The sequence below is a fragment of the Curtobacterium sp. VKM Ac-1395 genome, from assembly GCF_015350975.1.
Taxonomy (GTDB): domain Bacteria; phylum Actinomycetota; class Actinomycetes; order Actinomycetales; family Microbacteriaceae; genus Curtobacterium.
Window position 1 is genome coordinate 571,566 of the sequence record NZ_JADKRX010000001.1, and the last position, 22,435, is coordinate 594,000.

The 22,435-nt window shown below is 72.3% G+C and carries 26 protein-coding genes; 18 read left to right on the top strand and 8 right to left on the bottom strand.

Features of this window, described 5'->3' with window-relative positions; genetic code table 11:
• The first annotated feature begins 95 nt into the window (after window positions 1-95).
• Together ITJ68_RS02925 and ITJ68_RS02930 are read left to right on the top strand one after the other, a co-directional pair.
• Window positions 96-773, top strand: a complete 678-nt coding sequence (locus tag ITJ68_RS02925; RefSeq protein ID WP_194659827.1) for a hypothetical protein — start codon at window positions 96-98, stop codon at window positions 771-773.
• 106 nt (window positions 774-879) lie between these two features.
• Window positions 880-1,074 (top strand): DUF2795 domain-containing protein, encoded by a 195-nt coding sequence (locus ITJ68_RS02930; RefSeq protein WP_194659828.1) that lies wholly within the window; start codon window positions 880-882, stop codon window positions 1,072-1,074.
• Window positions 1,075-1,124: 50 nt separating this feature from the next.
• On the opposite strand, the gene ITJ68_RS02935 is transcribed toward ITJ68_RS02930, so the two are convergent.
• From ITJ68_RS02935 to ITJ68_RS02945, 3 genes are all read right to left on the bottom strand, one after another.
• Window positions 1,125-2,642 carry a threonine/serine ThrE exporter family protein gene (locus ITJ68_RS02935; RefSeq protein WP_194629775.1) on the bottom strand — a complete coding sequence of 506 codons (1,518 nt, stop codon included), beginning with the start codon at window positions 2,640-2,642 and terminating at the stop codon, window positions 1,125-1,127.
• A gap of 70 nt (window positions 2,643-2,712) precedes the next feature.
• Window positions 2,713-2,964, bottom strand: a complete 252-nt coding sequence (locus ITJ68_RS02940; RefSeq protein WP_194659829.1) for a hypothetical protein — start codon at window positions 2,962-2,964, stop codon at window positions 2,713-2,715.
• Between the two features lie 93 nt (window positions 2,965-3,057).
• Window positions 3,058-3,498, bottom strand: a complete 441-nt coding sequence (locus ITJ68_RS02945; protein WP_194659830.1) for an OsmC family peroxiredoxin — start codon at window positions 3,496-3,498, stop codon at window positions 3,058-3,060.
• Between the two features lie 276 nt (window positions 3,499-3,774).
• On the opposite strand from ITJ68_RS02945, the gene ITJ68_RS02950 reads away from it, so the two are divergent.
• Window positions 3,775-4,956, top strand: a complete 1,182-nt coding sequence (locus ITJ68_RS02950; protein WP_194659831.1) for a peptidoglycan DD-metalloendopeptidase family protein — start codon at window positions 3,775-3,777, stop codon at window positions 4,954-4,956.
• On the opposite strand, the gene ITJ68_RS02955 is transcribed toward ITJ68_RS02950, so the two are convergent.
• Together ITJ68_RS02955 and ITJ68_RS02960 are read right to left on the bottom strand one after the other, a co-directional pair.
• Window positions 4,922-5,215 (bottom strand): FCD domain-containing protein, encoded by a 294-nt coding sequence (locus ITJ68_RS02955; protein ID WP_194659832.1) that lies wholly within the window; start codon window positions 5,213-5,215, stop codon window positions 4,922-4,924. The two genes, ITJ68_RS02950 and ITJ68_RS02955, sit on opposite strands and share 35 nt — an antisense overlap.
• A complete protein-coding gene (locus ITJ68_RS02960) occupies window positions 5,199-7,100 on the bottom strand; it encodes a gamma-glutamyltransferase family protein (protein ID WP_228504446.1) in 1,902 nt (633 codons plus the stop codon). Before ITJ68_RS02960 ends, ITJ68_RS02955 begins: the two co-directional genes overlap by 17 nt.
• A 157-nt stretch (window positions 7,101-7,257) precedes the next feature.
• Here ITJ68_RS02960 and ITJ68_RS02965 point away from each other — a divergent pair, with 157 nt between their 5' ends.
• Genes ITJ68_RS02965 through ITJ68_RS02975 form a run of 3 tightly spaced genes read left to right on the top strand, consistent with a single transcriptional unit; the run spans window position 7,258 to window position 8,995 of the window.
• A complete protein-coding gene (locus ITJ68_RS02965; RefSeq protein WP_194659833.1) occupies window positions 7,258-8,037 on the top strand; it encodes a hypothetical protein in 780 nt (259 codons plus the stop codon).
• 47 nt (window positions 8,038-8,084) lie between these two features.
• Window positions 8,085-8,315 carry a hypothetical protein gene (locus ITJ68_RS02970; RefSeq protein ID WP_194659834.1) on the top strand — a complete coding sequence of 77 codons (231 nt, stop codon included), beginning with the start codon at window positions 8,085-8,087 and terminating at the stop codon, window positions 8,313-8,315.
• Window positions 8,316-8,356: 41 nt separating this feature from the next.
• On the top strand, window positions 8,357-8,995 hold the full coding sequence (locus ITJ68_RS02975; RefSeq protein WP_194659835.1) for a DNA alkylation repair protein: 639 nt from the start codon (window positions 8,357-8,359) through the stop codon (window positions 8,993-8,995).
• 41 nt (window positions 8,996-9,036) lie between these two features.
• On the opposite strand, the gene ITJ68_RS02980 is transcribed toward ITJ68_RS02975, so the two are convergent.
• On the bottom strand, window positions 9,037-9,402 hold the full coding sequence (locus ITJ68_RS02980) for a nuclear transport factor 2 family protein (protein ID WP_194659836.1): 366 nt from the start codon (window positions 9,400-9,402) through the stop codon (window positions 9,037-9,039).
• Window positions 9,403-9,447: 45 nt separating this feature from the next.
• Here ITJ68_RS02980 and ITJ68_RS02985 point away from each other — a divergent pair, with 45 nt between their 5' ends.
• From ITJ68_RS02985 to ITJ68_RS03000, 4 genes are all read left to right on the top strand, one after another.
• Complete coding sequence (locus tag ITJ68_RS02985; RefSeq protein WP_194659837.1) at window positions 9,448-10,344, top strand: aminoglycoside phosphotransferase family protein; 897 nt, start codon at window positions 9,448-9,450, stop codon at window positions 10,342-10,344.
• A gap of 209 nt (window positions 10,345-10,553) precedes the next feature.
• Window positions 10,554-11,747, top strand: coding sequence for a zinc-dependent alcohol dehydrogenase (locus ITJ68_RS02990; RefSeq protein WP_194629794.1), 1,194 nt, complete (start codon window positions 10,554-10,556; stop codon window positions 11,745-11,747).
• Complete coding sequence (locus ITJ68_RS02995) at window positions 11,744-12,772, top strand: NAD-dependent epimerase/dehydratase family protein (RefSeq protein WP_194659838.1); 1,029 nt, start codon at window positions 11,744-11,746, stop codon at window positions 12,770-12,772. Before ITJ68_RS02990 ends, ITJ68_RS02995 begins: the two co-directional genes overlap by 4 nt.
• Before the next feature lie 70 nt (window positions 12,773-12,842).
• On the top strand, window positions 12,843-13,520 hold the full coding sequence (locus ITJ68_RS03000; RefSeq protein ID WP_194659839.1) for a pentapeptide repeat-containing protein: 678 nt from the start codon (window positions 12,843-12,845) through the stop codon (window positions 13,518-13,520).
• A gap of 5 nt (window positions 13,521-13,525) precedes the next feature.
• On the opposite strand, the gene ITJ68_RS03005 is transcribed toward ITJ68_RS03000, so the two are convergent.
• On the bottom strand, window positions 13,526-14,500 hold the full coding sequence (locus tag ITJ68_RS03005) for an NAD(P)/FAD-dependent oxidoreductase (protein WP_194659840.1): 975 nt from the start codon (window positions 14,498-14,500) through the stop codon (window positions 13,526-13,528).
• Between the two features lie 58 nt (window positions 14,501-14,558).
• Here ITJ68_RS03005 and ITJ68_RS03010 point away from each other — a divergent pair, with 58 nt between their 5' ends.
• The 8 genes from ITJ68_RS03010 (at window position 14,559) to ITJ68_RS03045 (ending at window position 20,965) form a co-directional block, all read left to right on the top strand.
• Entirely contained in the window at window positions 14,559-15,176 is a 618-nt protein-coding gene (locus ITJ68_RS03010) for a helix-turn-helix domain-containing protein (RefSeq protein WP_416354629.1), read from the top strand.
• A 126-nt stretch (window positions 15,177-15,302) separates the two neighbouring features.
• Window positions 15,303-16,217 (top strand): hypothetical protein, encoded by a 915-nt coding sequence (locus ITJ68_RS03015; RefSeq protein ID WP_194659842.1) that lies wholly within the window; start codon window positions 15,303-15,305, stop codon window positions 16,215-16,217.
• The gene (locus ITJ68_RS03020; protein ID WP_194659843.1) at window positions 16,214-16,657 is read left to right on the top strand and encodes a phage holin family protein; all 444 of its coding nucleotides are present in this window, start codon (window positions 16,214-16,216) and stop codon (window positions 16,655-16,657) included. Before ITJ68_RS03015 ends, ITJ68_RS03020 begins: the two co-directional genes overlap by 4 nt.
• On the top strand, window positions 16,654-17,226 hold the full coding sequence (locus ITJ68_RS03025) for a DUF3618 domain-containing protein (protein WP_194659844.1): 573 nt from the start codon (window positions 16,654-16,656) through the stop codon (window positions 17,224-17,226). The genes ITJ68_RS03020 and ITJ68_RS03025 overlap by 4 nt, the downstream gene beginning before the upstream one ends.
• A 110-nt stretch (window positions 17,227-17,336) precedes the next feature.
• Window positions 17,337-18,014, top strand: a complete 678-nt coding sequence (locus ITJ68_RS03030) for an HAD family hydrolase (protein WP_194659845.1) — start codon at window positions 17,337-17,339, stop codon at window positions 18,012-18,014.
• A gap of 72 nt (window positions 18,015-18,086) precedes the next feature.
• Window positions 18,087-18,569 carry a GNAT family N-acetyltransferase gene (locus ITJ68_RS03035; protein ID WP_323743199.1) on the top strand — a complete coding sequence of 161 codons (483 nt, stop codon included), beginning with the start codon at window positions 18,087-18,089 and terminating at the stop codon, window positions 18,567-18,569.
• Window positions 18,570-18,638: 69 nt separating this feature from the next.
• A complete protein-coding gene (locus ITJ68_RS03040; protein ID WP_194659846.1) occupies window positions 18,639-19,283 on the top strand; it encodes a TetR/AcrR family transcriptional regulator in 645 nt (214 codons plus the stop codon).
• Window positions 19,280-20,965 (top strand): MDR family MFS transporter, encoded by a 1,686-nt coding sequence (locus ITJ68_RS03045; RefSeq protein ID WP_194659847.1) that lies wholly within the window; start codon window positions 19,280-19,282, stop codon window positions 20,963-20,965. Before ITJ68_RS03040 ends, ITJ68_RS03045 begins: the two co-directional genes overlap by 4 nt.
• Window positions 20,966-21,265: 300 nt before the next feature.
• On the opposite strand, the gene ITJ68_RS03050 is transcribed toward ITJ68_RS03045, so the two are convergent.
• Window positions 21,266-22,276 carry a LacI family DNA-binding transcriptional regulator gene (locus ITJ68_RS03050; RefSeq protein WP_323743200.1) on the bottom strand — a complete coding sequence of 337 codons (1,011 nt, stop codon included), beginning with the start codon at window positions 22,274-22,276 and terminating at the stop codon, window positions 21,266-21,268.
• Window positions 22,277-22,435: the final 159 nt, after the last annotated feature.

The window sequence follows — 22,435 nt, forward strand, 5'->3', positions numbered from 1 at the left end:
GCCCGTCCTGGGACGGCCATGCGGACAGGACGTCCGCGGATCGGACACGCGCCACGACGACGTCGGCTCGGCGTCCCGGATCGACGGAGGGCACGATGCTCGAAGACACCAGCGCGGACACCGCGGCAGCAGCCGCCGCGGCCGCGACCCTGCACCTGCGGATCACGATCGTGGGTGCCACCGTCGACCTGCTCCGGGACGTGCCCTTCCACGAGGCCCGTCCCGAGGACGTGGCCGACCGGCTCGCGATCAGCGTGTACGAGCTGCACCAGCACTTCCCGTCGTGGGACGGCCTGGTCCTCGCCGCGCTCGACCGCTGGAACGGCACGCGGATGGACGACGTCACCCAGGACGTCGGACGCAACGGCACGACCGTCGAGCTCCTCCGCGCCATCGTCGCCTCGAACGCCGAGGACCCGGCACTCATGCGCCTGCTCGTGGCGCTGCTCTCGGTCGCCGGCAACCCCGCGCACCCGATGTCCACGTACCTCCGCTCCCGCTACCAGCTCTTCTTCCTGCAGATCAAGCGCGGGCTCGAGCACGACATCGCCGTCGGGCGTGCACCGCACACGATGGACCCGCGCCGCGGGGCGGAACAGCTCATCGCGCTGTACGAGGGGCTGCAGCTGCAGGCCCTGCTGCGCGCCGACCTCGACCTGGTGCCGGCGTTCGACCGCTCGGTGGCGCGGCTCGAGCGCGGGTGGATGGAACGGTACGAGCCCCAGGCCGCCCGCCGCCTGTCGACCTGGGCCGACGACGGCTGGGACATCTGACCCGAGGCCACTGGCCGCGGCACGTGTCACTGGCCGGAGGACGCGCTGCTGGCAGCGTGACGAGGGTGCGCCGGGTACGACGGGACCTCCAACGGAAGGAGCCGTCATGGCAGCACCGAACCCGATCCAGGTCCAGAAGTTCCTGAGCGGTATCGACTACCCGGCGTCGAAGGACGACATCGTCACGACGGCCGAGGAGGAGGGCGCGGACGACAACGTCCTCGACGCCCTCAAGCAGATCCCGGACCAGGAGTACGACGGCCCGACGGCAGTGTCGAAGGCCGTGTCCGAGACGGACTGACGCCGAGCGTCACCCCACGGCCGGTCCTCCGTCGGTCCCGTCGTCCGCTGTCAGGGCGTCCGGGACCCCCGGGGGACCGTCCCGTTCCCGGGGTCGTAGCCCGTGTCCCGGAGCACCCGGATCGCCGTGGTGTCGCTGTGCACCGACTGCACGTGCACCCGCCGCGACCGCCGCAGTGCCCGCCGTGCGCCCGGCGTGGCGAAGAGCGACCCGAGCACGAGGCCGGCGCCGATGCCGAGCGCGACGGACACCGCCGCGACGAAGTCGAGCGCGGCGCTCGACGTGCCGGACATGAAGTTCAGCAGGGCGTTGGACACGGCGACACCGGGCAGCAGCGCCCCGCAGAACGCCGGCACGGAGATCGCGGAGACGGCCGTCCGCATCCGGACCGCCGCGTACGTCGACAGCACGCCGAGCAGGACCGCGGCAACGAAGGTCGCTCCGAGCAGCGGCAGCCCGAGCTGGCGGAGCCCCCACAGCGCCGCGGCTGCCGCCACCGAGAAGACCACGGCGACCGGGATCACCCGCGCGCTCGCCTGCTGCACGAAGCAGTTCGCCGCGGCCGACACGACGGTCAGCGACAGTGACGCCCACAGCGGCAGGGTCTGCGTGACGATGCCCGACGGGTCCACCTCGAGGTGCAGCCACTTCGTCATCGCGATGCCCGCCGGCACCCCCACGACGATCGCGGCGATGACCAGCCCGATGTAGAACGCGCGGGCGACGGCCATCGCCCGGAAGCCGGAGATCGCGTCCTGCGCCCAGGTCACGAGCGACACGTGCGGCAGCAGGAGCACCACGAGCGCCGCGACCATCGTGGCGGCACCCGTCGGCTGCAGGACCCCGGCGCCGATCGCGAGCGTGCCGATCACCGACGCGACCGCGCCCTGTGCCCCGGACACGAAGAACTGCGGGTATCCCCGGCCCGTCAGCCACCGCCCGGAGACGATGATGCCGAGCATCAGGACGAACGCCCCCACGCCGGCGCGCCAGCCACCACCGGCCTGCATCGCGATCGAGGTCCCGAGGATCGACAGCCCCACGTCCGCGATCCACGTGGGCCACCGGGAGGGCATCCGCAGCACGGCGACGAGCGCGCTCACGGCCGAGGTCATGTCGCGCTCGTCGTGGATGACGTCGTCCACGATCTGGTTCGCCCACGCCAGCCGGTTCAGGTCGGAGCCGTCGGAGCGCACGGTGCGCATCTTGACGAGCACCGGGCCGTCGGACGGTGCGTACTGGATCGTCACGGAGCTGCCGGTGAAGTCGAGCTCCAGCGGCGCGAGGTTCCACTTCGTCGCGACGGCGACCAGCGCGATCTCGACGCTCCTGGTGTCGGCGCCGGACGCCAGCATCACCTCGGCGACGTCGAGGCAGAAGTCGACGATCTGCACGGCCGTGTACTGCGCTGCGGCCTGGCGGTCCGGTTCGACGTGCTCGTAGATCGAGCCACGGAGCCGGGCACGGATGTCGCGGAGGTCGTGCTGCGCGACGCTCCTGGCACGGGGGCGGTGCGGAGGACGCGGAGGGCGGCCCGTCCGGGGAGCAGGGTGGAGCGGGTCGGGCATCACGCCATTGTGCCTGGCCGACGGACGCGAGTCCGCACGTCCGCTGGACGCGCTGCGGTGTCCGGTCGCGTCAGCGTCGCCGGCGGACGCTGAGTCGGCCGGCCGCGAAGGCGGCGACGACCGCGCCGAGGACGGCGATGGCCACCCCGATCACGACCTGCCAGTTGGTCGGCGGGAGGATCGCGGCGTGGGCCAGTGGCGCGGAGGCGAACCACCCGGTCTGCGGCCGGCGGCCGGTGACGGCCACGACGGTCCCGACGACCGCGGTCACCAGGCCGAGCCACAGTGCGACGAGTGTCCAGGTCTGCCGCGGTCCGCTCACGGACAGGAGCGTAGCCGCCGGGACCGGCCCGTGACAGACGGGAGGCCCGGTGCCGGCTGGCACCGAGCCTCCCGTCTGCAGGGGTGGTGACGACTACTGCTCGAGCGTCGCGTTCAGCGTGATCTCGACGCCGGTGAGGGCCTTGCTGACGGGGCAGGTCGCCTTGGCGTCCTGCGCTGCCTTCTGGAAGGTGGCCTCGTCGACCCCGGAGATCTCGCCGTTGACCGTCAGGACGATCCCGGTGAGCTTGAACCCGCCGGCGCTGTCCGGGCCGAGCGAGACGTCGGCCTTGACGTCGAGGGCCTCGACGGTGCCGCCGACCTCGCCGAGGACGGCCGAGAACTGCATCGCGTAGCAGGCGGAGTGTGCTGCGGCGATGAGCTCCTCGGGGCTGGTGGTGCCGTCGGCGTCCTCGGCGGCGCGCTTCGGGAAGGAGACGTCGTAGGTGCCGACCTTGGAGCTGGAGAGTTCGACCTGGCCGGAGCCGTCGTTCAGTCCGCCGTTCCAGGCGGTGCGAGCGGTGCGCGTGGGCATGCCAGTCCTTTCGTCGTGGGGGAGGGACCGAACGGACCCGCCAGAGCCGAGTCAATCGGAGAACGCACGTTCTCGCAACCCGCTCTCGGTGAAGACGCAGACTCCGTTCGTGGTGCGCGCCGTCGGTGTGGCACGCTCGACAGCACGTGTCGCCCACGAGGGACAGCCCCCGCCCTGGGGGCTGTACCTCGGGCGTCGAGCTTGCGACCATCGTTCGGCGGCTCTCAGGGTGGGTCGCGTTCGGCTCGCACTCGGCGGGTCGTCGACAGGGGACACATGCGCAGCAGCACCACCACGACCAGGACCACCATCCGGACCAGGCTCGCGGCGATCACCGTGGCCACGGCCGTCGTGATGGCGGGCATCGTCGGACTCGCGGCTCCGGCCAGCGCCACGACGTACAAGGACACCATCAAGGCCGGCAGCACGCTGCAGGTCAACGACAGCATCACCTCGCGCAACGGGCAGTTCCGCCTGGTGATGCAGGGCGACGGCAACCTGGTCGAGTACGGCATCGGGAACCGCGTGCTGTGGGCGTCGAACACGGCGAACCAGCCCGGCGCGGTCGCGGTCGTGCAGAAGGACGGCCTGCTCTCCATCGTGCGCAGTGGACGCCTGATCGCGCAGTGGGGGTCCGGCAGCGGGGTCACGAAGGACTTCGGCGTCCGCCCCGACGGCGAGCTCCGGATGCGGAACACCTCGATGGGGATGATCTGGCGGATCGCGACGTACCAGGACCGCATCCTGCCGGGCACGGTCATCGCGCCCGGCACCGTCCTCCGTGCCGGAGCCGGTCGCCAGCAGACGCTGACGATGCAGGCCGACGGCAACCTGGTGCAGTACGTCAACGGTGCGGCCGTCTGGTCCTCGCAGACCTTCGGTCGGCCGGGTGCGTACGCGGCGCTGCAGCCCGACGGCAACCTCGTGGTCTACGCGGCCGACGGTCGCTCGGCGCTCTGGTCGTCACGCACGTCCGGCAAGGGTGCCGGCCAGCTCATGGTCCAGGTGGACTCGAACGTGGTGCTCTACGGCGGGTCCGACACCCGCACCTGGTCGACGCGAGCGGTCACCGGCCTGCTCTGGCCGGTCAACGGCACGGCGATCAGCGGCAAGTACGGCGACGACCGCGGCGCCGGCCACACCCCGCGCTACCACCAGGGGACCGACGCGCCCGTGAAGGTGGGCACCCCGGTGTACTCCTCCGGCAAGGGCACCGTGACGACCGTCGTCCGCGGGAACGCGAGCTACGGCAACTACATCGTCGTCACCTACGGGCTGACCACCGTCCTCACGGCGCACCTCAGCGAGATCGAGGTGACGAAGGGGCAGGTCGTGTCCGTCGGCAAGGAGATCGGCAAGTCCGGCAACACCGGGCAGTCGACGGGCCCGCACGTGCACGTCGAGACCCGTGTGAACGGCACGCTCAAGGACCCGCTGGGGATCCTGCACTTCCGGTGACGACCGCGCTGGCCCGGTCCGACGACCGGGCCGCGTAGCCGACGCGGCTCTGCCGGACGTGCGACGCCATCATGGCCGCTGCGGCGTCCACGTCCCCGGCGTCGATCGCGGACAGCGTCCGTCGGTGCTCGGGCCAGAGCCGCGCGCCGCGCAGGTCACGCACGGCGAGCAGGGGGTCACCGGGGGCGGCCGGGAGGCTCGGCTCGCGTCCGTCGGTCGTCGTCCGGTCGGTCATCGGTGCGTCAGCGTCCCGTGGCATGTCCCTGGGCTCCTCTCGGGTTGGCGGCGGCGCCGAGGACGCCGGTGGAGGGGTCCCGCGTCACGCAGGACAGGCGGCCGAGCGACCAGTCACCGGCGCGGGTGACGACGTGGCCGAGCGCCTCGAGGCCGGCGATCACCTCGTCGCCGAGGCGGTCCTCGACCACCAGCCCGCCGGGCGTCCACGTGCGCGGCCAGAACGAGCCCGGGAACGACGTCGTGTGCAGCGCGGGGGCGTCGATGGCCTGCTGCGGGCTGTACCCGCCGACGACGGTGCGGAGCAGGAACAGCAGCTGCCACTGGTCCTGTTGGTCGCCACCCGGGGAGCCGAGCGCCATGACGGGTGCGCCGTCGCGGAGCACCAGGGTCGGCGTGAGGGTCGTCCGCGGACGCTGGCCGGGGCGCAGCGTCGACGCGGTGCCCTCCTCGAGCCAGACCATCTGCAGGCGGGTGCCGAGGCAGAAGCCGAGCTCCGGGACCGTCGGCGAGGACTGCAGCCAGCCGCCGGACGGGGTGGCACTGACGATGTTGCCCCAGCGGTCGACGACGTCGATGTGGACCGTGTCGCCGCGCGTCTCGCCCGTCTCCATCACGATCGGCTCGCCGCGGTCCTCGGTCAGGGGGTCGTCCTCCGCGGGGGCAGCGACCGCGGTCCCACGGGCACCCGGCACGGTCGGCTCTCCGACGCCGGCGACGGGTTCGCCCCTCGGTGTGTACGTCTCGCGGAGCGGCGGGAGCGCCCCGGCGGCGACGGACACCGACCCCGGACGGAGCTCGTGCGAGGCGCGCTCGCCGATGAGGGCGCGGCGCTCGTCCGAGTACGCGTCGGAGAGCAGCTCGGCCATCGGGACGTCGCCGTCGCCGTAGTACGCCTCGCGGTCGGCGATGGCGAGCTTCTGCGCCTCGACGATCGTGTGCGCACCGGCGACGGTGGACGGGTCGAGCAGGGCGTCGTCGAGCGGGTCGAGCAGCCGCAGCGTCTGGAGCAGCGCCGGCCCCTGTCCCCACGGTCCGGTCTTCGCGATCGTGCAGCCGCGGAACTCGGCCGTCGTCGCCGGTTCGAACGAGGCCCGGAACGCGGCGAGGTCGTCGGCGCGGATGACCCCGGCGTGGTCGGTGCCCGAGGCGTGACGGTGTGGGGTCCGCACGAAGCGGTCGATCGCCTCGGCCACGAACCCGGTCGCCCACGCGTCCCGGGCGGCGTCGATGCGGCGGACTCGGCCGTCGTCGCGACCGGCGTCGTCATGACCGGTACCGGCGTCGACGAGGCGGTCGAGGACGCTCGCCCACGTCTCGTTCCGGACGACGTCCCCGGCGACCGGCAACGAGCCTCCCGGCATCCACCGGTCGGCGGAGGACGGCCAGTGGTCGCGGAACAGGCTCTGCACCGTCGCGATCGTCGCGGCCACGCGCGGCGCGACCGGGTGGCCGTCGCGGGCGTAGCCGACGGCCGGCGCGAGGACGTCGGCGAGCTCCCACGTGCCGTGGTCGCGGAGCAGCAGGAGCCAGGCGTCGACGGCGCCCGGGACGGCCGCGGCGAGTGCCCCGGCGCCGGGGACCAGGTCGAGGCCCTCGGCGCGGAAGTGCTCCGGGGTCGCGCCGGCGGGTGCCGGACCCTGACCGGACAGGACAATGGGTGTCGGGTCGCCCGCGGTCGCGAAGACCGCCGTCATGTCGCCCCCGGGGCCGTTCAGGTGCGGTTCCACGACGTGCAGGACGAACGCGCCGGCGACGGCGGCGTCGAAGGCGTTGCCGCCGCGCTCCAGGACGGACTGTGCGGTGGCGGTCGCGATCCAGTGCGTCGACGCGGCCATCCCGAACGTGCCCAGCAGGTCCGGCCGGGTCGTGTCGGCGCTCGGTGCGACGAACGCGGGGTTGTGGCTCATGACGCTGCTTTCCGGTGCTCGGGGGCGGGGCTCCTTGCATACAACCACGGCCGGTCGTCGCACCCGCGTGCACGGCATCGCACTGTGGACGGTCGGCGCTCTCCACAGCTCGCCGGTCGGGCGGCTCGCGGGTCAGTCGGCGTCCGAGCATGGCGGGATGCCCTGCCTCCCGCCATCACGGCCGCGTCCGAACGCGGTCGTGTACGTCGACGGGTTCAACCTGTTCCGTCGGGCGTTGCAGGGCCATGACGACCGCAAGTGGCTCGACCTCGAACAGCTCTGCCGACGACTGCTCCCGACGTTCGACGTGCGGCAGATCCGGTACTTCACCGCACGGGTACGCCACGTCGAGGGGAAGGACCCGCGAGCCCCGCAGAACCAGGAGGCCTACCTCCGGGCACTCGGCACCCTCCAGACGGTGTCGTTGCACTTCGGCACGTTCCGCGCGGACAAGCGCTGGATGGCCGTGTCGCCGCTCGAGTTCGACGAAACGGGCGAGCCGAAGCGCGTCCGCGTGCGCAAGATCGAGGAGAAGGGGACGGACGTGAGCCTGGCGGCGCACATGGTCTGCGATGCGATGGACGGCATCGCGACGTGTACTTCCTGCTGTCGAACGACTCGGACTTCGTGGACGCGCTGCGGCTCGTCCGGGAGCGGGCTGGTGCGGAGATCGGGCTCATCGTCCCGACGAGCGCTCCGGCGGCTCGGAGCCTGCTCGACCTCCGACCGGAGCACGTCCGTCACATCCGACCTGGTGCGGTCGTCGCCAGCCAGTTCCCGCGGCGTCTGGCTGACGGCGCCGGCGGGTTCTCATGTCCGGCGAAGTGGAGACGTACAGAAGCCCCTCTCCGAGGAGAGGGGCTTCGCGCCGGTTAGCCACCAGGGCACCCCGGGGGGTGGCTCGACGGTAGCGCATCGAGCGGGACCGGTCAACTGACATGTCACCGCGCGGCCATTGCGACGTCGAGCCTCCTGACCGATCAGGTGAAGCCCGAGCGCATCGCCCACCGCGACCAGAAGTCGTACTTCGCCGTCCTGCTCGACGACGACAACCGCAAGCCCATCGCGCGCCTGTGGTTCAACGGCAAGAAGCAGAAGTACCTCGGGCTCTTCGACGACGACGAGGTCGAGACCAAGCACGCGATCGAGTCCCTGGACGGCATCGACGAGCACGCGGAGGCGGTCCGCGGCGCCGTCGCCCGCTCCGTCGCCTGAGGTGGAGACGGCCTCTCGGCGCCGACCGTAAGCTCGACACGATGACCTCCCGCGCCACCGCCGAGGACGTCCTGGTCGCCTTCGCGCGGACCGAGGGGGACGCCGCCGCTGCACGTCGTGTCGCCCGGCGGTTCGCCGACCTCGACGAGGGTGAGCGCTCCGCACTGCTCTGGAGCGAGGACACCGGCGCACGCCTGCTCGCGGTCGTGCTGCTCGTGCAGGCGATGCGGGAGCGGCCGGACCCGGAGCTGACGGACGAGTACCTGGCGGCGGCACGGGCGGAACGGCTCGACCGCGCGGACCTGGTCGACATCGCCGCCGAGGAGCTCGTGGGCGCGCCGTTGGTCGGCGGGTCGACCGGGCCGCTGTTCGCGCTCGTGAAGTCCGACGTTGCCTGGGTCCGGCGGATCGCGGTCGTGGCGACCCTGGCGTTCGTCAAGCAGGGCGACGCCGAGGTGCCGCTCGCGATCGCCGGCCGGGTCGTCCGGGAACGTGGCGAGACCGTGCAGAGCGCCCTCGGCTGGGTGCTCCGCGAGGTCGGGAAGCGGGCGTCGGAGCCGGCGCTCGTGGTGTTCCTCGAGCAGCAGGGGCGTTCCCTGACCCGGGGCGCCCTGGAGACGGCGACCGAGCACCTGCCGCCGCCCACCCGCGACCGGCTGCGCGAGGGCCGCGCGAGCTGAGCCGTCGGGTCGGACCGCCGGGCTGGGGTGCTCCGGCTGACCTACGAGGACTGGCCCTCGGCGAGGATCGTCGTCAGCGTGACGATGCGGCCGTCACGGACCTCGATCACGTCGACGCCGCGCGCCACCGGGTCGCCGACGGGACCGAACCCCCACGACAGCGCACCGTGCGTGGCCGAGACGTAGCGGCGTCCCTCCTCCGCGAACTGGAACGCGCCGGGCGTCGGGTCGAGGAGCCCGGCGGCCTTGGCCTCGAGGGCGTCCCACCCCGTGACGGACCCCTCGGGGTCGATGAAGACGACGTCGGGCGCGTAGGTGCGCTCGATGGCGGCCCGGCGGGCAGCGACGTCCCGGTTGCCGAAGACGTCGTGCAGGTTCGCGGTGAGGAGCTCAGCGGTGGTCGACATGCTCGGAGCCTAGGCGCAGGCGGTGTCCACGAGGAGGATGAGGGCATGCAGCACACCGACGTGCCCGACCGACCGACGATCGACGCCGCCCTCGTCGAGCGCCTCGTCGCGGAGCAGTTCCCCGCCTGGTCGGGGCTGCCCGTCCACGAGGTCGACGTGCAGGGCTGGGACAACCGCACGTACCGGCTCGGCGACGAGCTGAGCGTCCGCCTGCCGAGCGCCGCCGCGTACGTGCCGGCGGTGGAGAAGGAGCAGCGGATGCTGCCGTACCTCGCGCCGCTGCTCGACGTCGCGGTGCCCGAACCGGTCGCGCTCGGTGGTCCTGGCGGCGGCTACCCGTTCCCGTGGTCCGTCCGGCGGTGGCTCGCGGGGACCGTCGCCGCGCAGGTGGACGTCGACCGGTCCGCGCTCGCGGCGGACGTCGGGCAGGCGCTCCGACAGCTCCGCGCGGTGCCGCCCGGAGACGGTCCGGCGCCGGGGCCGCACTCCTTCGACCGTGGAGCGCACCCGTCCGTGTACGCGGACGAGGTCGAGCGCGCCCTCACGGCCCTCGGCGACGCGGTCGACCAGCGGGCGTGCCGCCAGGTCTGGGAAGCGGCGTGCGCCTCGACCTGGCAGGGACCCGGTGTCTGGTTCCACGGCGACGTCGCGGCGACGAACCTGCTGGTCGACGGCGGCGGCCGGCTGTCGGCACTCATCGACTTCGGCACGTGCGGCGTCGGTGACCCCGCCTGCGACCTGGTGCTCGCCTGGACGTTCCTCGACCACACGGGCCGCCGGGTGTTCCGCGACGCGGTCCGACTCGACACCGACACGTGGGCGCGCGGCCGCGGGTGGTCGCTCTGGAAGGCACTGGTCATGCTGGCCGGCAGCGCCGGCCCGGGGGACACCGCGACGTGGCAGGCGGTGCTGGCCGCCACGCTCGCCGACCCGGTCGTCTGACTCCCGGACTGGCGCGGCCCGCACAGCAGTGACGCGCCAGCGGCACGCGGGCCGCGCCGACCGAGCCTGCGAGGGAGGGGGGCGGCGCCGCCGCGAGCCGGCAGTCCGGAACGGGGCTGGGAGGGCACCACGGGACGGGCGCGTACCCAGGAGGGGGACGTCAGCCGTGCCTCCCACTCGGCTCGACCCCCGCGACGAGAGGAGCGCTCATGCGCGCACTGACCTGGCAGGGCACCGAGAAGGTGTCCGTCGAGACCGTTCCCGACCCGACCATCCAGGAGCCGACCGACGCGATCGTGCGGATCACCTCCACGGCGATCTGCGGCTCCGACCTGCACCTGTACCGCGTGCTCGGCCCGTACATCGACAAGGGCGACGTCCTGGGCCACGAGCCGATGGGCATCGTCGAGGAGGTCGGCTCCGCCGTCACGAACCTCAAGGTCGGCGACCGCGTCGTCGTCCCCTTCAACATCTCCTGCGGGCACTGCTACATGTGCAAGCGCGGGCTGCAGTCGCAGTGCGAGACCACCCAGGTCACGGAGTACGGCAGCGGTGCCGCGCTCTTCGGGTACACGAAGATGTACGGCCAGGTCCCCGGTGGCCAGGCCGAGTACCTCCGAGTGCCGCACGCCGACTACGGCCCCATCGTGATCCCGGACGACGGCACCCCCGACGACCGCTGGCTCTTCATGAGCGACATCCTGCCGACCGCCTGGCAGGCCGTGCAGTACGCCGACGTGCCCGAGGGTGGCACGCTCGCGGTGCTCGGCCTCGGCCCGGTCGGGCAGTTCGCCGCCCGCATCGGCAAGCACCTGGGCTACCGCGTGCTCGCCGTCGAGCCGGAGCAGGTCCGTCGTGACCTCGCGGCGAAGTACGGCATCGAGACCTTCGACATGTCGAAGGACCTGGTCTCCGAGCTCGTCGACCTGACCGACGGCCGCGGCCCCGACGCCGTCGTCGACGGCGTCGGCATGGAGGCGCACGGCAACCCCGTCGCCGGGTTCGCCCAGCGCGCCGCCGGCCTGCTGCCCGACAAGCTCGCGCAGAAGGCCATCGAGACCGCCGGTGTCGACCGGCTCGACGCCGTGCACACCGCGATCGACCTGGTCCGCCGCGGCGGCACCGTCTCGCTCAGCGGCGTCTACGGCGGCATGGCCGACCCGATGCCGATGATGACGCTGTTCGACAAGCAGATCACCATCCGCGAGGGCCAGTGCAACGTGAAGCGCTGGATCGACGACATCATGCCGCTCGTCTCCGACCCGTCGGACCCGCTCGGCACGCTCGACCTGACGTCGCACCGCGTGTCGCTCGAGGACGCCCCGCACATGTACGAGGTCTTCCAGAAGAAGCAGGACAACTGCGTGAAGGTCGTCCTCGACCCCGCCATGGCCGCGGCGTGACCCGCGTCGTCGTCGTCGGTGCGACGGGCAACGTCGGGACCGCCGTGCTCCGTCGCCTGTCGGCGGAGTCGGGCGTCCAGGTCGTCGGGGTCGCCCGACGCCTGCCCGACGTGCACACCGCACCGTACGGCGACGCCGTCTGGCACGCCGTGGACGTCGGGGCCCCGGACGCGGTCGATCAGCTGGTCGCCCTGTTCCGGGGCGCTGACGCCGTCGTCAACCTGGCGTGGGCGCTGCAGCCCACGCACGACATCCCCGCGCAGCACCGGACGAACGTCGTCGGCACGGCGAACGTGCTCGAGGCCGTCGCCCGCGCCGAGGTGCCGCAGGTCGTCGTGGCGTCCTCGGTCGGTGCGTACCGCGGCGTCGACGTCGAGGGCAAGCGCCACCGCGTCGACGAGACCTTCCCGACCGACGGCATCCCCACCGCCACGTACGCCATCCACAAGGCGGAGAACGAGCGGGCGATGGACGCCTTCGCCCTCGCGCACCCCGAGGTGGTCCTCACCCGGTTGCGCCCCGGACTGATCTTCCAGCGGGCAGCCGCCGCCGAGATCCGCGGCCTGTTCCTCGGCCAACTGGTCCCGATGCGGGCCGTCCGGTGGATCCAGTGGGCCGTGCTGCCCCTGCCGTACCCGTTCGTGTTCCAGGCCGTGCACGCGGACGACGTCGCCGACGCCTACTGGCGCACGATCGACCGTCGAGCGGGCGGCGCGTTCAACATCGCCGCCGAGCCGGTGCTCACGCCGCCCCGCATCGCGCGGGTCCTGCGGATGCGCGGTGCCGTCCGCATCCCGCTCGGCCTGCTCCGCGGGATCGTCACCCTGACCTGGCGCCTGCGGCTCCAGCCGACGGATGCCGGGTGGATCGACATCGCCGCGTCCGTCCCGGTCATGTCGACCGAGCGTGCGCGCACGGAACTCGGGTGGGAGGCCCGCCACACCGCCACGGACGCGCTCCGTGACCTGGTGGCCGGCTTCGCGACCGAGACGAACGTCCCGGGATCGGCGCCCCTCAGCGGCTAGCGCCGTGGCGGCCGGGGGATCAGCGCCTGGGGCCGCGGGCATCGTCGGCGGCGACCGGCAGACTGGTCCCATGGCCCGACCCTCCGCGAAGTCCTCCGGCACCGACGCCCCGCGCATCACGCTGACCGTGCCGTCCGACCTCACCGACTGGGTCGCAGGACCGGGCGACGTGCTCACCGGCGACCGCATCGACGGGCGTCGGATCGCGTCGCTCGACCTGAGCGGCGAACGGCTGCCCGACCTGGAGATCGAGGAGTGCGTCATCGGCGTCCTGCGAGCCGACGACGCCGACCTGCGCGGGCTGCGGGTGCACGACAGCGTGCTCGAGACCGTCGACACCCCGGTGTTCCGGGCATCGAGCAGCTCGTGGCGGGAGGTCCTGGTCTCCGGCGGCCGCATCGGCTCCGCCGAGCTCTACGACTCGGGGCTGAACGGCGTCGAGTTCGTCGGCATGAAGCTCGGGTTCGTGAACCTCCGCGGCGCCACGGTGACCGACGTGGTGTTCCGCGACTGCGTCATCGACGAGCTCGACATCGCCGACGCCCGACTGCTGCGCGTGTCCTTCGAGGGCACCAGGATCCGCGCCGCCGAGGGGTCGAACACCCGCATCGAGCACGTGGACCTGCGGGGCGCCGACCTCGACCGGGTCGAGCGGCTCGAGGGCTTCCGCGGTGCGACGATCGGCGCGGACCAGCTGTACACGCTGGCGCCGCTGCTGGCCGCGCAGGCGGGCTACCGCGTGGCCTGAGCTGTTCACCGCGCGGTGTCGACCGACGCCAGCGCCGCCGCCAGGTCCGCCTGCACGAGGTCCCCGTGCACGGCGGCGCCCGCCATCGTCCCGGCAGCGGCGGACGCGATGACGGTGGCCATCGGCGACGCCACGTTGCCGGCGGCCCACACCCCGGGGACGTCGGTCGCCCCCGTCGGTCCGACCGGAACGGCGCTGGCGATGCGGTGGTCACCCATGAACTGGTCGACCGCGACGAGCCCGAGGCCCTCGAGCCCCTCGACCCGGGCCTCGGCCGTGCTCGCCGTCGCCAGGGCATCGAGCTCCACCACGGAGCCGTCGTCGAGCTCGACGCCGGACAGACGACCGTCGGCCGTGAGGACCCGGGTCACACGGGCGTCCACGACCCTGATCCCTCGGGCTGCGAAACCGGCTCGGGCGGTGTCGTCGGCGAACGCGGGATCGATGACGAACGCGGTCACGTCGTCGCTCAGCGCGCGGAACATCAGCGCGTGGTGCGCGCCGAACGGGGTCCCGACCAGGACGCCGATCCGCCGGTCGCGGATCTCCCACCCGTGGCAGAAGGGGCAGTGCACCACCCCGCGGCCCCACTGCTCCGCGAGGCCGGGCACGTCCGGCAGGACGTCCACGGCGCCGGAGGCGACGACCATGCGTCGGGCAGACGCCTGTTCGCCGGAGTCGAGGGTGACGGTGAAGCCGACCGGGTCGCCGTCCGTCACAGGGCCGGCGGTCGCGGCCACGAGCCTCCCGGCCATGACGGTGACGCCGTACCGGGCGACCTCCTCGCGGCCGGTGCGGAGCAGGTCGGTGGGTGAGGTGCCCTCCTGCCCGAGGTAGTTGTGCACGCCCTCGGCACGGGCGTTGCGGGGTTCGCCGGCGTCGACGACCAGGACGGACCGGCGCGACCGGCCCAGGATGAGTGCTGCGGCGAGGCCGGCGGCTCCGCCGCCGATGACGATGACGTCGTGGGTGTTGGACATGCGCACATGGTGCGACGTTGGTCGCGCGACTGGCAAGCTTCATTGCTGCTCTGGCAACATGGGGGCCATGGGACACGACCAGGAGGCGCAGCGCGAGTCGCGGACGACGGCACAGGTGGTCGACGGGGTCGGCCCGCGCCTGCGCACGCTCCGGCAGCGACAGGACGTGACGTTGGCGGCGCTCGCGGAGCGGACGGGCATCTCGGTGAGCACGCTCTCACGGCTCGAGTCCGGGCAGCGGAAGCCGACGCTGGAGCTCCTGCTGCCGCTCGCGCAGGCGTACCAGGTGCCGCTCGACGACCTCGTGGGGGCGCCGCGGACCGGGGACCCGCGGGTGCACCTGAAGCCCGAGCGGCACGGCGACCGGGTGGTGGTGCCGCTCACCCGACGGACCGGCGGCGTGCGCTCGTTCAAGCAGCTGTTCCCGCCGAACTCGCCGGGCGGGGAGCCCTCGCTCAGGGCCCATGAGGGCTACGAGTGGCTCTACGTCCTGTCCGGGCGGCTGCGGCTGCTGCTCGGCGAGCACGACCTCGACCTCGGACCCGGCGAGGTCGCCGAGTTCGACACCCACACGCCGCACTGGATCGGCAACGTGACGGACGAGGTGACCGAGGTGCTCTGCCTGTACGGACCGCAGGGGGAACGGGCCCACGTGCGGTCCCGTCCGGTGTCCTGAGCACGCCCGGCTCATCCGCTGGACGCGGTTCCGAGACCTTCCTGTGACCGTGAGCAGCACGCGGCGACCACCTTGTGACGCACGCCGCTGGTGCAGTGCCCGCGGCGGACGACCGGAAGGCTCATCATGACCACGAACCCACCCGGGAACGACTCCGGGACCCCGATCCACGACCGCACGGCTGCTGCCGACGGGCACGAGATCCACCCCGGTGTGACCGTGCCCGCCTGGGCGGACACCACCCCGCTCGAGGACGGGCGCGATGCCGACCTCCTCGGCCTCGGCGACGACTCGACCTCCTCGGCGGTCCCCGCGAGCGAGCAGCTCCCTGCGACCCCGTCGGCCGCCGGCCTCAGCGGTGCCGGTGCCCCCGGCTCGGCGACCGGCTCGATCGCGGACCACGACCTCCTGCCCGACTCGGGCAGCACCGCCGGCATCTCCGGCGGCCCCTCCTCCGGTGGCTCGTCCTCCGGCGGCTCCGGCTCTGACGCCAAGGCCAAGGCCGACGCGGCCAAGGGTGCAGCACAGGACGTCGCTGGTGACGCCAAGGAGAAGGCCGCGAACGTCGCCGGCACCGCCAAGGAGCAGGCCGCCAACGTGGCCTCCGAGGCGACCGACCACGCCAAGCAGCTCTACGGGCAGGCGTCCGAGAACCTCAAGCAGCAGGCCGGCGAGCAGCAGCAGCGTGCCGCCAGCGGGCTGAAGAGCCTCGGCGAGCAGCTCGGCCGCATGGCGGACAACGACGAGGAGCAGGGTGTCGCCTCGCGCGTCGTCCGCGACCTGTCGGGCCGCGCGTCCTCGGCCGCCGGGTTCCTCGAGAACCGCGACCCGGGCTCCCTCCTCGACGAGGTCAAGTCCTTCGCCGCCAAGCGTCCCGGTGCGTTCATCGCCCTGGCCGCCGGCGCGGGCATCCTCGCGGGCCGTCTGACCAAGGCGATCACCACCGAGGTCAAGCACGAGAAGGAAGCCGACGCCACGGGCACCGGCTCGACCCACACGCCCGGCACCACCGGCACCACCGGGACGGGGGCCGGCGTATGAGCCATTCCGCCCCCGGTGCCCCCGGGATCGGCGAACCGACTCCCGAGGAACGCGCCGCGACCACTCCGCTCGGTGAACTCCTCACCGACGTCTCGCGCGACATCTCCACCCTGTTCCGGCAGGAGGTGGCGCTGGCGAAGGCCGAGCTCACCGAGTCAGCGAAGAAGGCGGGAAAGGGTGCCGGCATGTTCGGCGGCGCCGGCCTGACCGCACTGTTCGCCCTGTTGTTCCTGTCGATCGCCGCCTGGTGGGGTCTCGGCTACCTCATCGGCAACGCGTGGTCGGCAGTCGTGATCGCGGTCGTCTACGCGATCGTCGCCGGCATCCTCGCGCTGCAGGGACGCAAGCAGATGAAGCAGATCAAGGGCGCTCCCCAGACCGTGGAGACGGCCAAGGAGATCCCCGACGCACTGAAGCCCAACTCCGGGAGGAACGCATGAGCACGCCAGACGAGATCCGCGCAGAGATCGAGCAGACACGGGGGACCCTCGGGTCCGACGTGGACGCCCTCGCCGACAAGGTGAGCCCGTCATCGATCGCACACCGTCAGACCGAGAAGGTCAAGAGCCGCTTCCAGGGCGTCCGCGACTCCGTCATGGGCGCAGCCGACTCGGCTCGTTCCAGCGCCTCGGGCTCCGCCTCCGGTGCGACCGACCAGGCCAAGGACGCCGCCCAGCGCGGTGTCGAGAAGGCCAAGGGCAACCCGCTCGCCGTGGGGCTCATCGCCTTCGGTGCCGGGTGGCTCGCGTCCTCGCTCATCCCGACCTCGTCGAAGGAGGAGGAGCTGGCCGGTGAGCTCAAGGACCGCGCAGCGCCCCTCGTCGACCAGGTCAAGGAGACCGCGAAGGACGTCGGCTCGCAGCTCGGCGACTCCGCCAAGGAGCACGCGCAGGACCTGAAGGGCACCGCGCAGGACGCGGCCCAGACGGTGAAGGACGAGGCGCAGGGCGCCGCGTCCGACGTCAAGGACAACGCGCAGTCGTCCGCACAGGACGTGCGCGGGGCCTGAGACCCAGCCACACGACGGACGGGAGGCACAGTGCCAGCTGGCACCGTGCCTCCCGTCGGTCGTCCCGCTCGCTGGGTCGGCGGTGATGCTTCCGGGAGTTCGCTGGACGGATGACCGACGCTCCCTCGACCGCAGTCCTGTTCGACATCGACGGCACGCTCGTCGACTCCAACTACGCGCACGTGGACGCGTGGTGGCGTGCCTTCCGGGCGACCGGGCAGTCGGTCGACGCCTGGCGGATCCACCGACTGATCGGGATGGACGCCTCGCGCCTGCTCGAGGAGCTCGTGCCGGACATGTCGGACGAAGACCGCGACACCGCCAAGCAGTACCAGGCCGCCTACTTCGCCGAGCACATGCCGCGCCTGCGCCTGCTGCCGGGTGCACGCGAGCTCCTCGAGGCCGTCGCGGCCCGCGGACACGCGGTCGTGCTCGCGACGAGCGCCCCGGAGAACGAACTCGTCCGGCTGCGCGAACTGCTCGACGCCGAGCAGTGGATCAGCGTCGTGACGAGCGGCGAGGACGTCGAGGAAGCCAAGCCCGCGCCGGACATCGTGCAGGTGGCCCTCCACCGTGCCGGCGTCGACCCGTCGAACGCGATCATGATCGGCGACGCTATGTGGGACGTCGAGACCTCGGCGAAGGTGGGGGTGTCCTGCATCGCGGTGATGACGGGTGGCGTCGGGGGCGACGAACTGCGGAACGCCGGGGCCGCCGCCGTGTACGACGACGCGGCCGCGGTGCTCGCCGACCTCGAGGACGGGCCGATCGGCGCACTCGGCCGCTGAGTCGGGTGGCGTCGCTCGGTGGTGTCGACCGGCGTCGCTCGGTGTCGTACCTGCGTGGAAAGATGGTCGATCGTGATCACGATCGAACGCGTCCTCTGGGACGACCCCCGCGCCGTCGTCCTCCGGGCCCGCATGGACGAGGAGATGCACGAGCGGTACGGCTCCGCGAACGCGGACGAGGACCCCGCCGTCACGGCCGAGCGTGACCGTGCCCTGTCGGTGGACCCGTCGTCGGTGATCAGCTCGGTGCTCGCCGTCGACGAGTCCGGTGAGGCCGTCGGGCACATCGCGATCCGTCGAGTGCGTGACGAGGTCGAACTGAAGCGCCTCATCGTGCTGTCCTCGGCGCGTGGCAAGGGTGCGGCGACGAAACTGCTCGACGAGTGCGAGCAGATCGGCCGCGAGCAGGGGGCCGAGCGGTTGATCCTGCAGACCGGCGACCGGCAGCCCGACGCCGTGGCGCTGTACGAGAAGACCGGGTGGCGCGCGATCCCCGTCTACGAGCCGTACCTCGCGACGATGCCGTGGTCGTTCTGCTTCGACAAGGCGCTCTAGAACTCTGGTTCCCTGGGACGTTGCCGGGCGTGAATTGCACTCTGGCGTCCCGAGTGCAATTCTTGTGCGGTGAACACCGCTGAGCGCACCCGAGTGCTTCGTCGACGCATGGTCGCCGAAGCCCGTCGCGCGACCGTCGAGCACGGACTCACGGGGTTCACGATCGAGCAGCTGTGCGAGTCCGTCGGGGTCTCCCGCCGGACGTTCTTCAACCACTTCGCGTCGAAGGAGGACGTCGTCCTCGGCATCGAGCTGAACGCCGACGTCGAGACGCTGACGGCCTACGCCGCGGGCCAGCTCGTGCCGGTCTCGCTCGACCCGCTCGCCTCGATCGTCGCGCTGGCGATCGAGCAGCTGCGGATCGTCGGGCTGAACCGCGCCGACGAGGTCCTGGTGCGCAAGGTCTTCGACCGCGAGCCGGCCCTGGTCGCACGGTTCCTGTCGGCCACGGACGTCCAGCTCGCGAAGGTGACCGCCGCCGTGCGGGAGCGCTTCGGCTGGACCGTGTCGGACGACCCCCGCGCCCGGCTCGTCACCGAGGCAGCGGCAGGGCTGCTCCGCGTGACCGCCGAGCACTACTTCGACGACGACTTCGACGAGGCCACCGGGCCGACCTTCGACGCGCTGCTCACCACCAACCTCCGCCTCATGCGAGCGGCCATCACCACCGGACCGACCGTGTCCGCGTCCGTCGACCAGGAGAACACCCCATGAGCACCACCGCCTCGCGCACGAAGCGCACCCGTCCCGGCACCGGGGGCGGCGACGGGCCACTCCTGCTGACGCAGCGGCGCATCTGGATCATCTTCTCCGCGCTCATCGCGGGCATGCTGCTCTCGAGCCTCGACCAGACCATCGTGTCCACCGCGATGCCGACGATCGTGGGCGACCTCGGTGGCGTGGCGCACCAGGCCTGGATCACGACCGGGTACCTGCTCGCCTCGACCATCGTGATGCCGATCTACGGCAAGTTCGGTGACCTCATCGGCCGGCGCAACCTGTTCCTCGTGGCGATCGCCCTGTTCACGCTGGCGTCCCTCGGGTGCGCGATGTCGACCGACTTCTGGCAGTTCGTGGTGTTCCGCGCACTGCAGGGCCTCGGCGGTGGCGGTCTGATGATCCTGTCGCAGGCGATCATCGCGGACATCGTCCCCGCCTCGCAGCGCGGCAAGTACCTCGGCCCGCTCGGCGCGATCTTCGGGCTGTCGGCCGTCGGCGGTCCGCTGCTCGGCGGGTTCTTCGTCGACCACATGACCTGGCACTGGGCGTTCTGGATCAACATCCCGGTCGGCATCGCGGCGTTCGCCGTCGCGTGGTTCGCCCTGACGCTGCCGAGCAAGAAGGCCACGAAGCGGATCGACGTCCTCGGGGTCGCGCTGCTCTCGGCCACCACGGCCTGCCTGGTCTTCTTCACCGAGTTCGGCGGCAACCGCCAGCACGGCTGGGATGCGCCGGAGACCTGGGCCTGGGGCGCTGGTTTCCTCGTCGCCGCAGCGCTCTTCGTGTACGTCGAGTCGCGGGCGCAGGACCCGATCATCCCGCTCTCGTTCTTCCGCAACCGCACCTTCGTCACCGCGACGGCGATCGGCTTCGTGCTCGGCCTCGGCATGTTCGCCGCGATCGGCTTCGTCCCGACGTTCCTGCAGATGGCGTCCGGCACTTCGGCCGCCGTCTCCGGTCTGCTGATGCTGCCGATGATGGTCGGGCTGATCGGCACGTCCATCGTGTCCGGCACGCTCATCACCAAGACCGGGCGGTACCGCGCGTTCCCGGTCATCGGCACGATCGTCGTCGGCATCGCGATGCTCGGCATGACGACCCTCGCCGCGAGCACCCCGATCTGGCTGATCTGCGTGTACCTGTTCGTGTTCGGCGCCGGGCTCGGCCTCATCATGCAGGTCGTGGTCCTCGTGGCGCAGAACGCCGTCCCGCCGGAGCAGGTCGGCACCGCCACCTCGACGAACAACTACTTCCGCGAGGTCGGGGCCTCCCTCGGCGTGGCCGTGTTCGGCGCGCTCTTCACCTCGCGCCTGACCGACTCGCTGACCGACGTCTTCCGTGGCGCCGGTGGCAGTGCGTCGCAGGCGGCCTCCGCCAGCGCGAGCATCGACCCGACGCAGCTCGCGAAGCTGCCCCAGGCCGTGCAGGACGGCATCGTCAACGCGTACGCCGACTCCCTGTCGCCGGTGTTCTGGTACCTGCTGCCGTTCATCGCCGTGGCGTTCGTGCTCGCGCTGTTCATCCCGCAGATGCAGCTGGCGGACGTGGCCGGCATGGTCGCCCGCGGCGAGGCCGTCGGCGGGACCGAGGCCGACGAGCTCGAGCGGTCCCGCCGTGCTGGCGCGGGCGTTGGCGCTGCGCCCGCCGAGGCCGCGGAGTCGCGGCGCGACGAGTAGTCGCGAGCACGCTCGGACGGGAGGCCCGGTGCCAGCTGGCACCGGGCCTCCCGTCCGTCGTCGGTGCGGGCGCGCGCTCCAGCGCCCGTACCTCCCCGCTCCCCGCGCCCGTACCTCCCCGCTCCCCGCGCTCCCATCCGCCCGACTCGGAACGACAGTGTCGACGTCGTACGACAGCGATGTTGTCGTTCGACGTCGGGGCGTGGCCTGACTCTGCGGGTGCGCGACATCGTCGATGTCGTACGACAGCGATGTTGTCGCCCGGAACCGCGCCGCACGGGGAACGCAGGCGCGGGGCCGTCAGGCGCCGGTGCTCGCGCGGGGGACCAGCCGCGTGGGGAGGGCGGGGTCGGGCGCCTCGGTCCCGTCGAGCATCGCGAGGAGCCGGAGCGCCGCTGCCCGGCCGAGTTCGGCGCCCGGGAGTGCGACGCTCGTCAGGGCCGGTGCGGTGACGGACGACGACGGCAGGTCGTCGAACCCGGCGACCGCCAGGGTCCCCGGCACGGCGACGCCCCGTTCGGCGGCCACGCGGAGCACCCCGTACGCCAGGGTGTCGGCCGCACCGACGACGGCCGTGACGCCCTCGGCGAGCCAGGTGTCGACGACTGCACCCGCGGCGGTCGCGGCGGCGTCGATCGTCAGGTCGGCCTGGGCCACGACGGACGACACGGTGATGCCCGCCGCAGCGCAGACCTCGTCGAACAGGGATCGGCGCACGGCGAAGGTCGTCGCGCGCGAGGTCCCGTCGAGGTACCCGACACGATGGTGTCCGGCGGCGGCGAGGTGCGCGACGAGGGCGTCGACGCCGGAGGACAGGTCGTAGTTGACGGCCCCGGGGCCTCCCGGAGCGTCGAGCAGCACCACGGGGACGCCGGCGGACATCGACTCGCCGGCGGCCGGTGCGTCCACCAGGATCCCCGCGGGTCGGAGTCGTTCGAACCGGCGGACGTCCGCGTCGACGGGCTGTTCGCCGCGCTCGGTGACCGACAGCACGAGCTGGAACCGGTCACCGACGGTGTCCCGGACGCCGCGGATGACCTCGGCGAAGAACGGGTTCGACAGGTCGGGCGCGATGAGGACCACGAGGTCGCCGCTGCCCCGCGCGAGGGAGCTGGCGGCGTGGTCGACGACGTACCCGAGCTCGTCGACGGCATCGCGGACCCGGGTCGCGATCGGCACGGAGACACGGCCGCGGTCCTTGCCGTTCACCACGAGGGAGACCGTCGCGATGCTCGTCCCGGCTCGTTCTGCGACCATCGCCGCGGTCACGCGTCCGGACACGGCGGAGCGACTTCGCGGGGACGGGGGCACGGCGTCGATGCTACCGAGCGGGGCACTGCACTCGGGTGCCGGGACCCCGCTCGACTTGACGTCAAGCGCTTGATGCTGTGTGATGTCAAGCGCTTGACGCGGCGTGCATGGCGCGTCAGGCCCTGACCAACAACCGGGCCCTCGCCCGGACCGCACTCG

Bases quoted from the DNA above. Each gene is read 5' to 3' on its own strand.
- ITJ68_RS02950 (WP_194659831.1), top strand. From the start codon at position 3,775: ATGCGCAGCAGCACCACCACGACCAGGACCACCATCCGGACCAGGCTC.
- ITJ68_RS02975 (WP_194659835.1), top strand. From the start codon at position 8,357: ATGACCTCCCGCGCCACCGCCGAGGACGTCCTGGTCGCCTTCGCGCGG.
- ITJ68_RS03010 (WP_416354629.1), top strand. From the start codon at position 14,559: ATGGGGGCCATGGGACACGACCAGGAGGCGCAGCGCGAGTCGCGGACG.
- ITJ68_RS03005 (WP_194659840.1), bottom strand. From the start codon at position 14,500: ATGTCCAACACCCACGACGTCATCGTCATCGGCGGCGGAGCCGCCGGC.
- ITJ68_RS03030 (WP_194659845.1), top strand. From the start codon at position 17,337: ATGACCGACGCTCCCTCGACCGCAGTCCTGTTCGACATCGACGGCACG.
- ITJ68_RS02965 (WP_194659833.1), top strand. From the start codon at position 7,258: ATGCCCTGCCTCCCGCCATCACGGCCGCGTCCGAACGCGGTCGTGTAC.
- ITJ68_RS02935 (WP_194629775.1), bottom strand. From the start codon at position 2,642: ATGCCCGACCCGCTCCACCCTGCTCCCCGGACGGGCCGCCCTCCGCGT.
- ITJ68_RS02945 (WP_194659830.1), bottom strand. From the start codon at position 3,498: ATGCCCACGCGCACCGCTCGCACCGCCTGGAACGGCGGACTGAACGAC.
- ITJ68_RS02980 (WP_194659836.1), bottom strand. From the start codon at position 9,402: ATGTCGACCACCGCTGAGCTCCTCACCGCGAACCTGCACGACGTCTTC.
- ITJ68_RS02955 (WP_194659832.1), bottom strand. From the start codon at position 5,215: ATGCCACGGGACGCTGACGCACCGATGACCGACCGGACGACGACCGAC.
- ITJ68_RS02930 (WP_194659828.1), top strand. From the start codon at position 880: ATGGCAGCACCGAACCCGATCCAGGTCCAGAAGTTCCTGAGCGGTATC.
- ITJ68_RS03015 (WP_194659842.1), top strand. From the start codon at position 15,303: ATGACCACGAACCCACCCGGGAACGACTCCGGGACCCCGATCCACGAC.
- ITJ68_RS02990 (WP_194629794.1), top strand. From the start codon at position 10,554: ATGCGCGCACTGACCTGGCAGGGCACCGAGAAGGTGTCCGTCGAGACC.
- ITJ68_RS02985 (WP_194659837.1), top strand. From the start codon at position 9,448: ATGCAGCACACCGACGTGCCCGACCGACCGACGATCGACGCCGCCCTC.
- ITJ68_RS03020 (WP_194659843.1), top strand. From the start codon at position 16,214: ATGAGCCATTCCGCCCCCGGTGCCCCCGGGATCGGCGAACCGACTCCC.
- ITJ68_RS02960 (WP_228504446.1), bottom strand. From the start codon at position 7,100: ATGAGCCACAACCCCGCGTTCGTCGCACCGAGCGCCGACACGACCCGG.
- ITJ68_RS02925 (WP_194659827.1), top strand. From the start codon at position 96: ATGCTCGAAGACACCAGCGCGGACACCGCGGCAGCAGCCGCCGCGGCC.
- ITJ68_RS03025 (WP_194659844.1), top strand. From the start codon at position 16,654: ATGAGCACGCCAGACGAGATCCGCGCAGAGATCGAGCAGACACGGGGG.
- ITJ68_RS03045 (WP_194659847.1), top strand. From the start codon at position 19,280: ATGAGCACCACCGCCTCGCGCACGAAGCGCACCCGTCCCGGCACCGGG.
- ITJ68_RS03000 (WP_194659839.1), top strand. From the start codon at position 12,843: ATGGCCCGACCCTCCGCGAAGTCCTCCGGCACCGACGCCCCGCGCATC.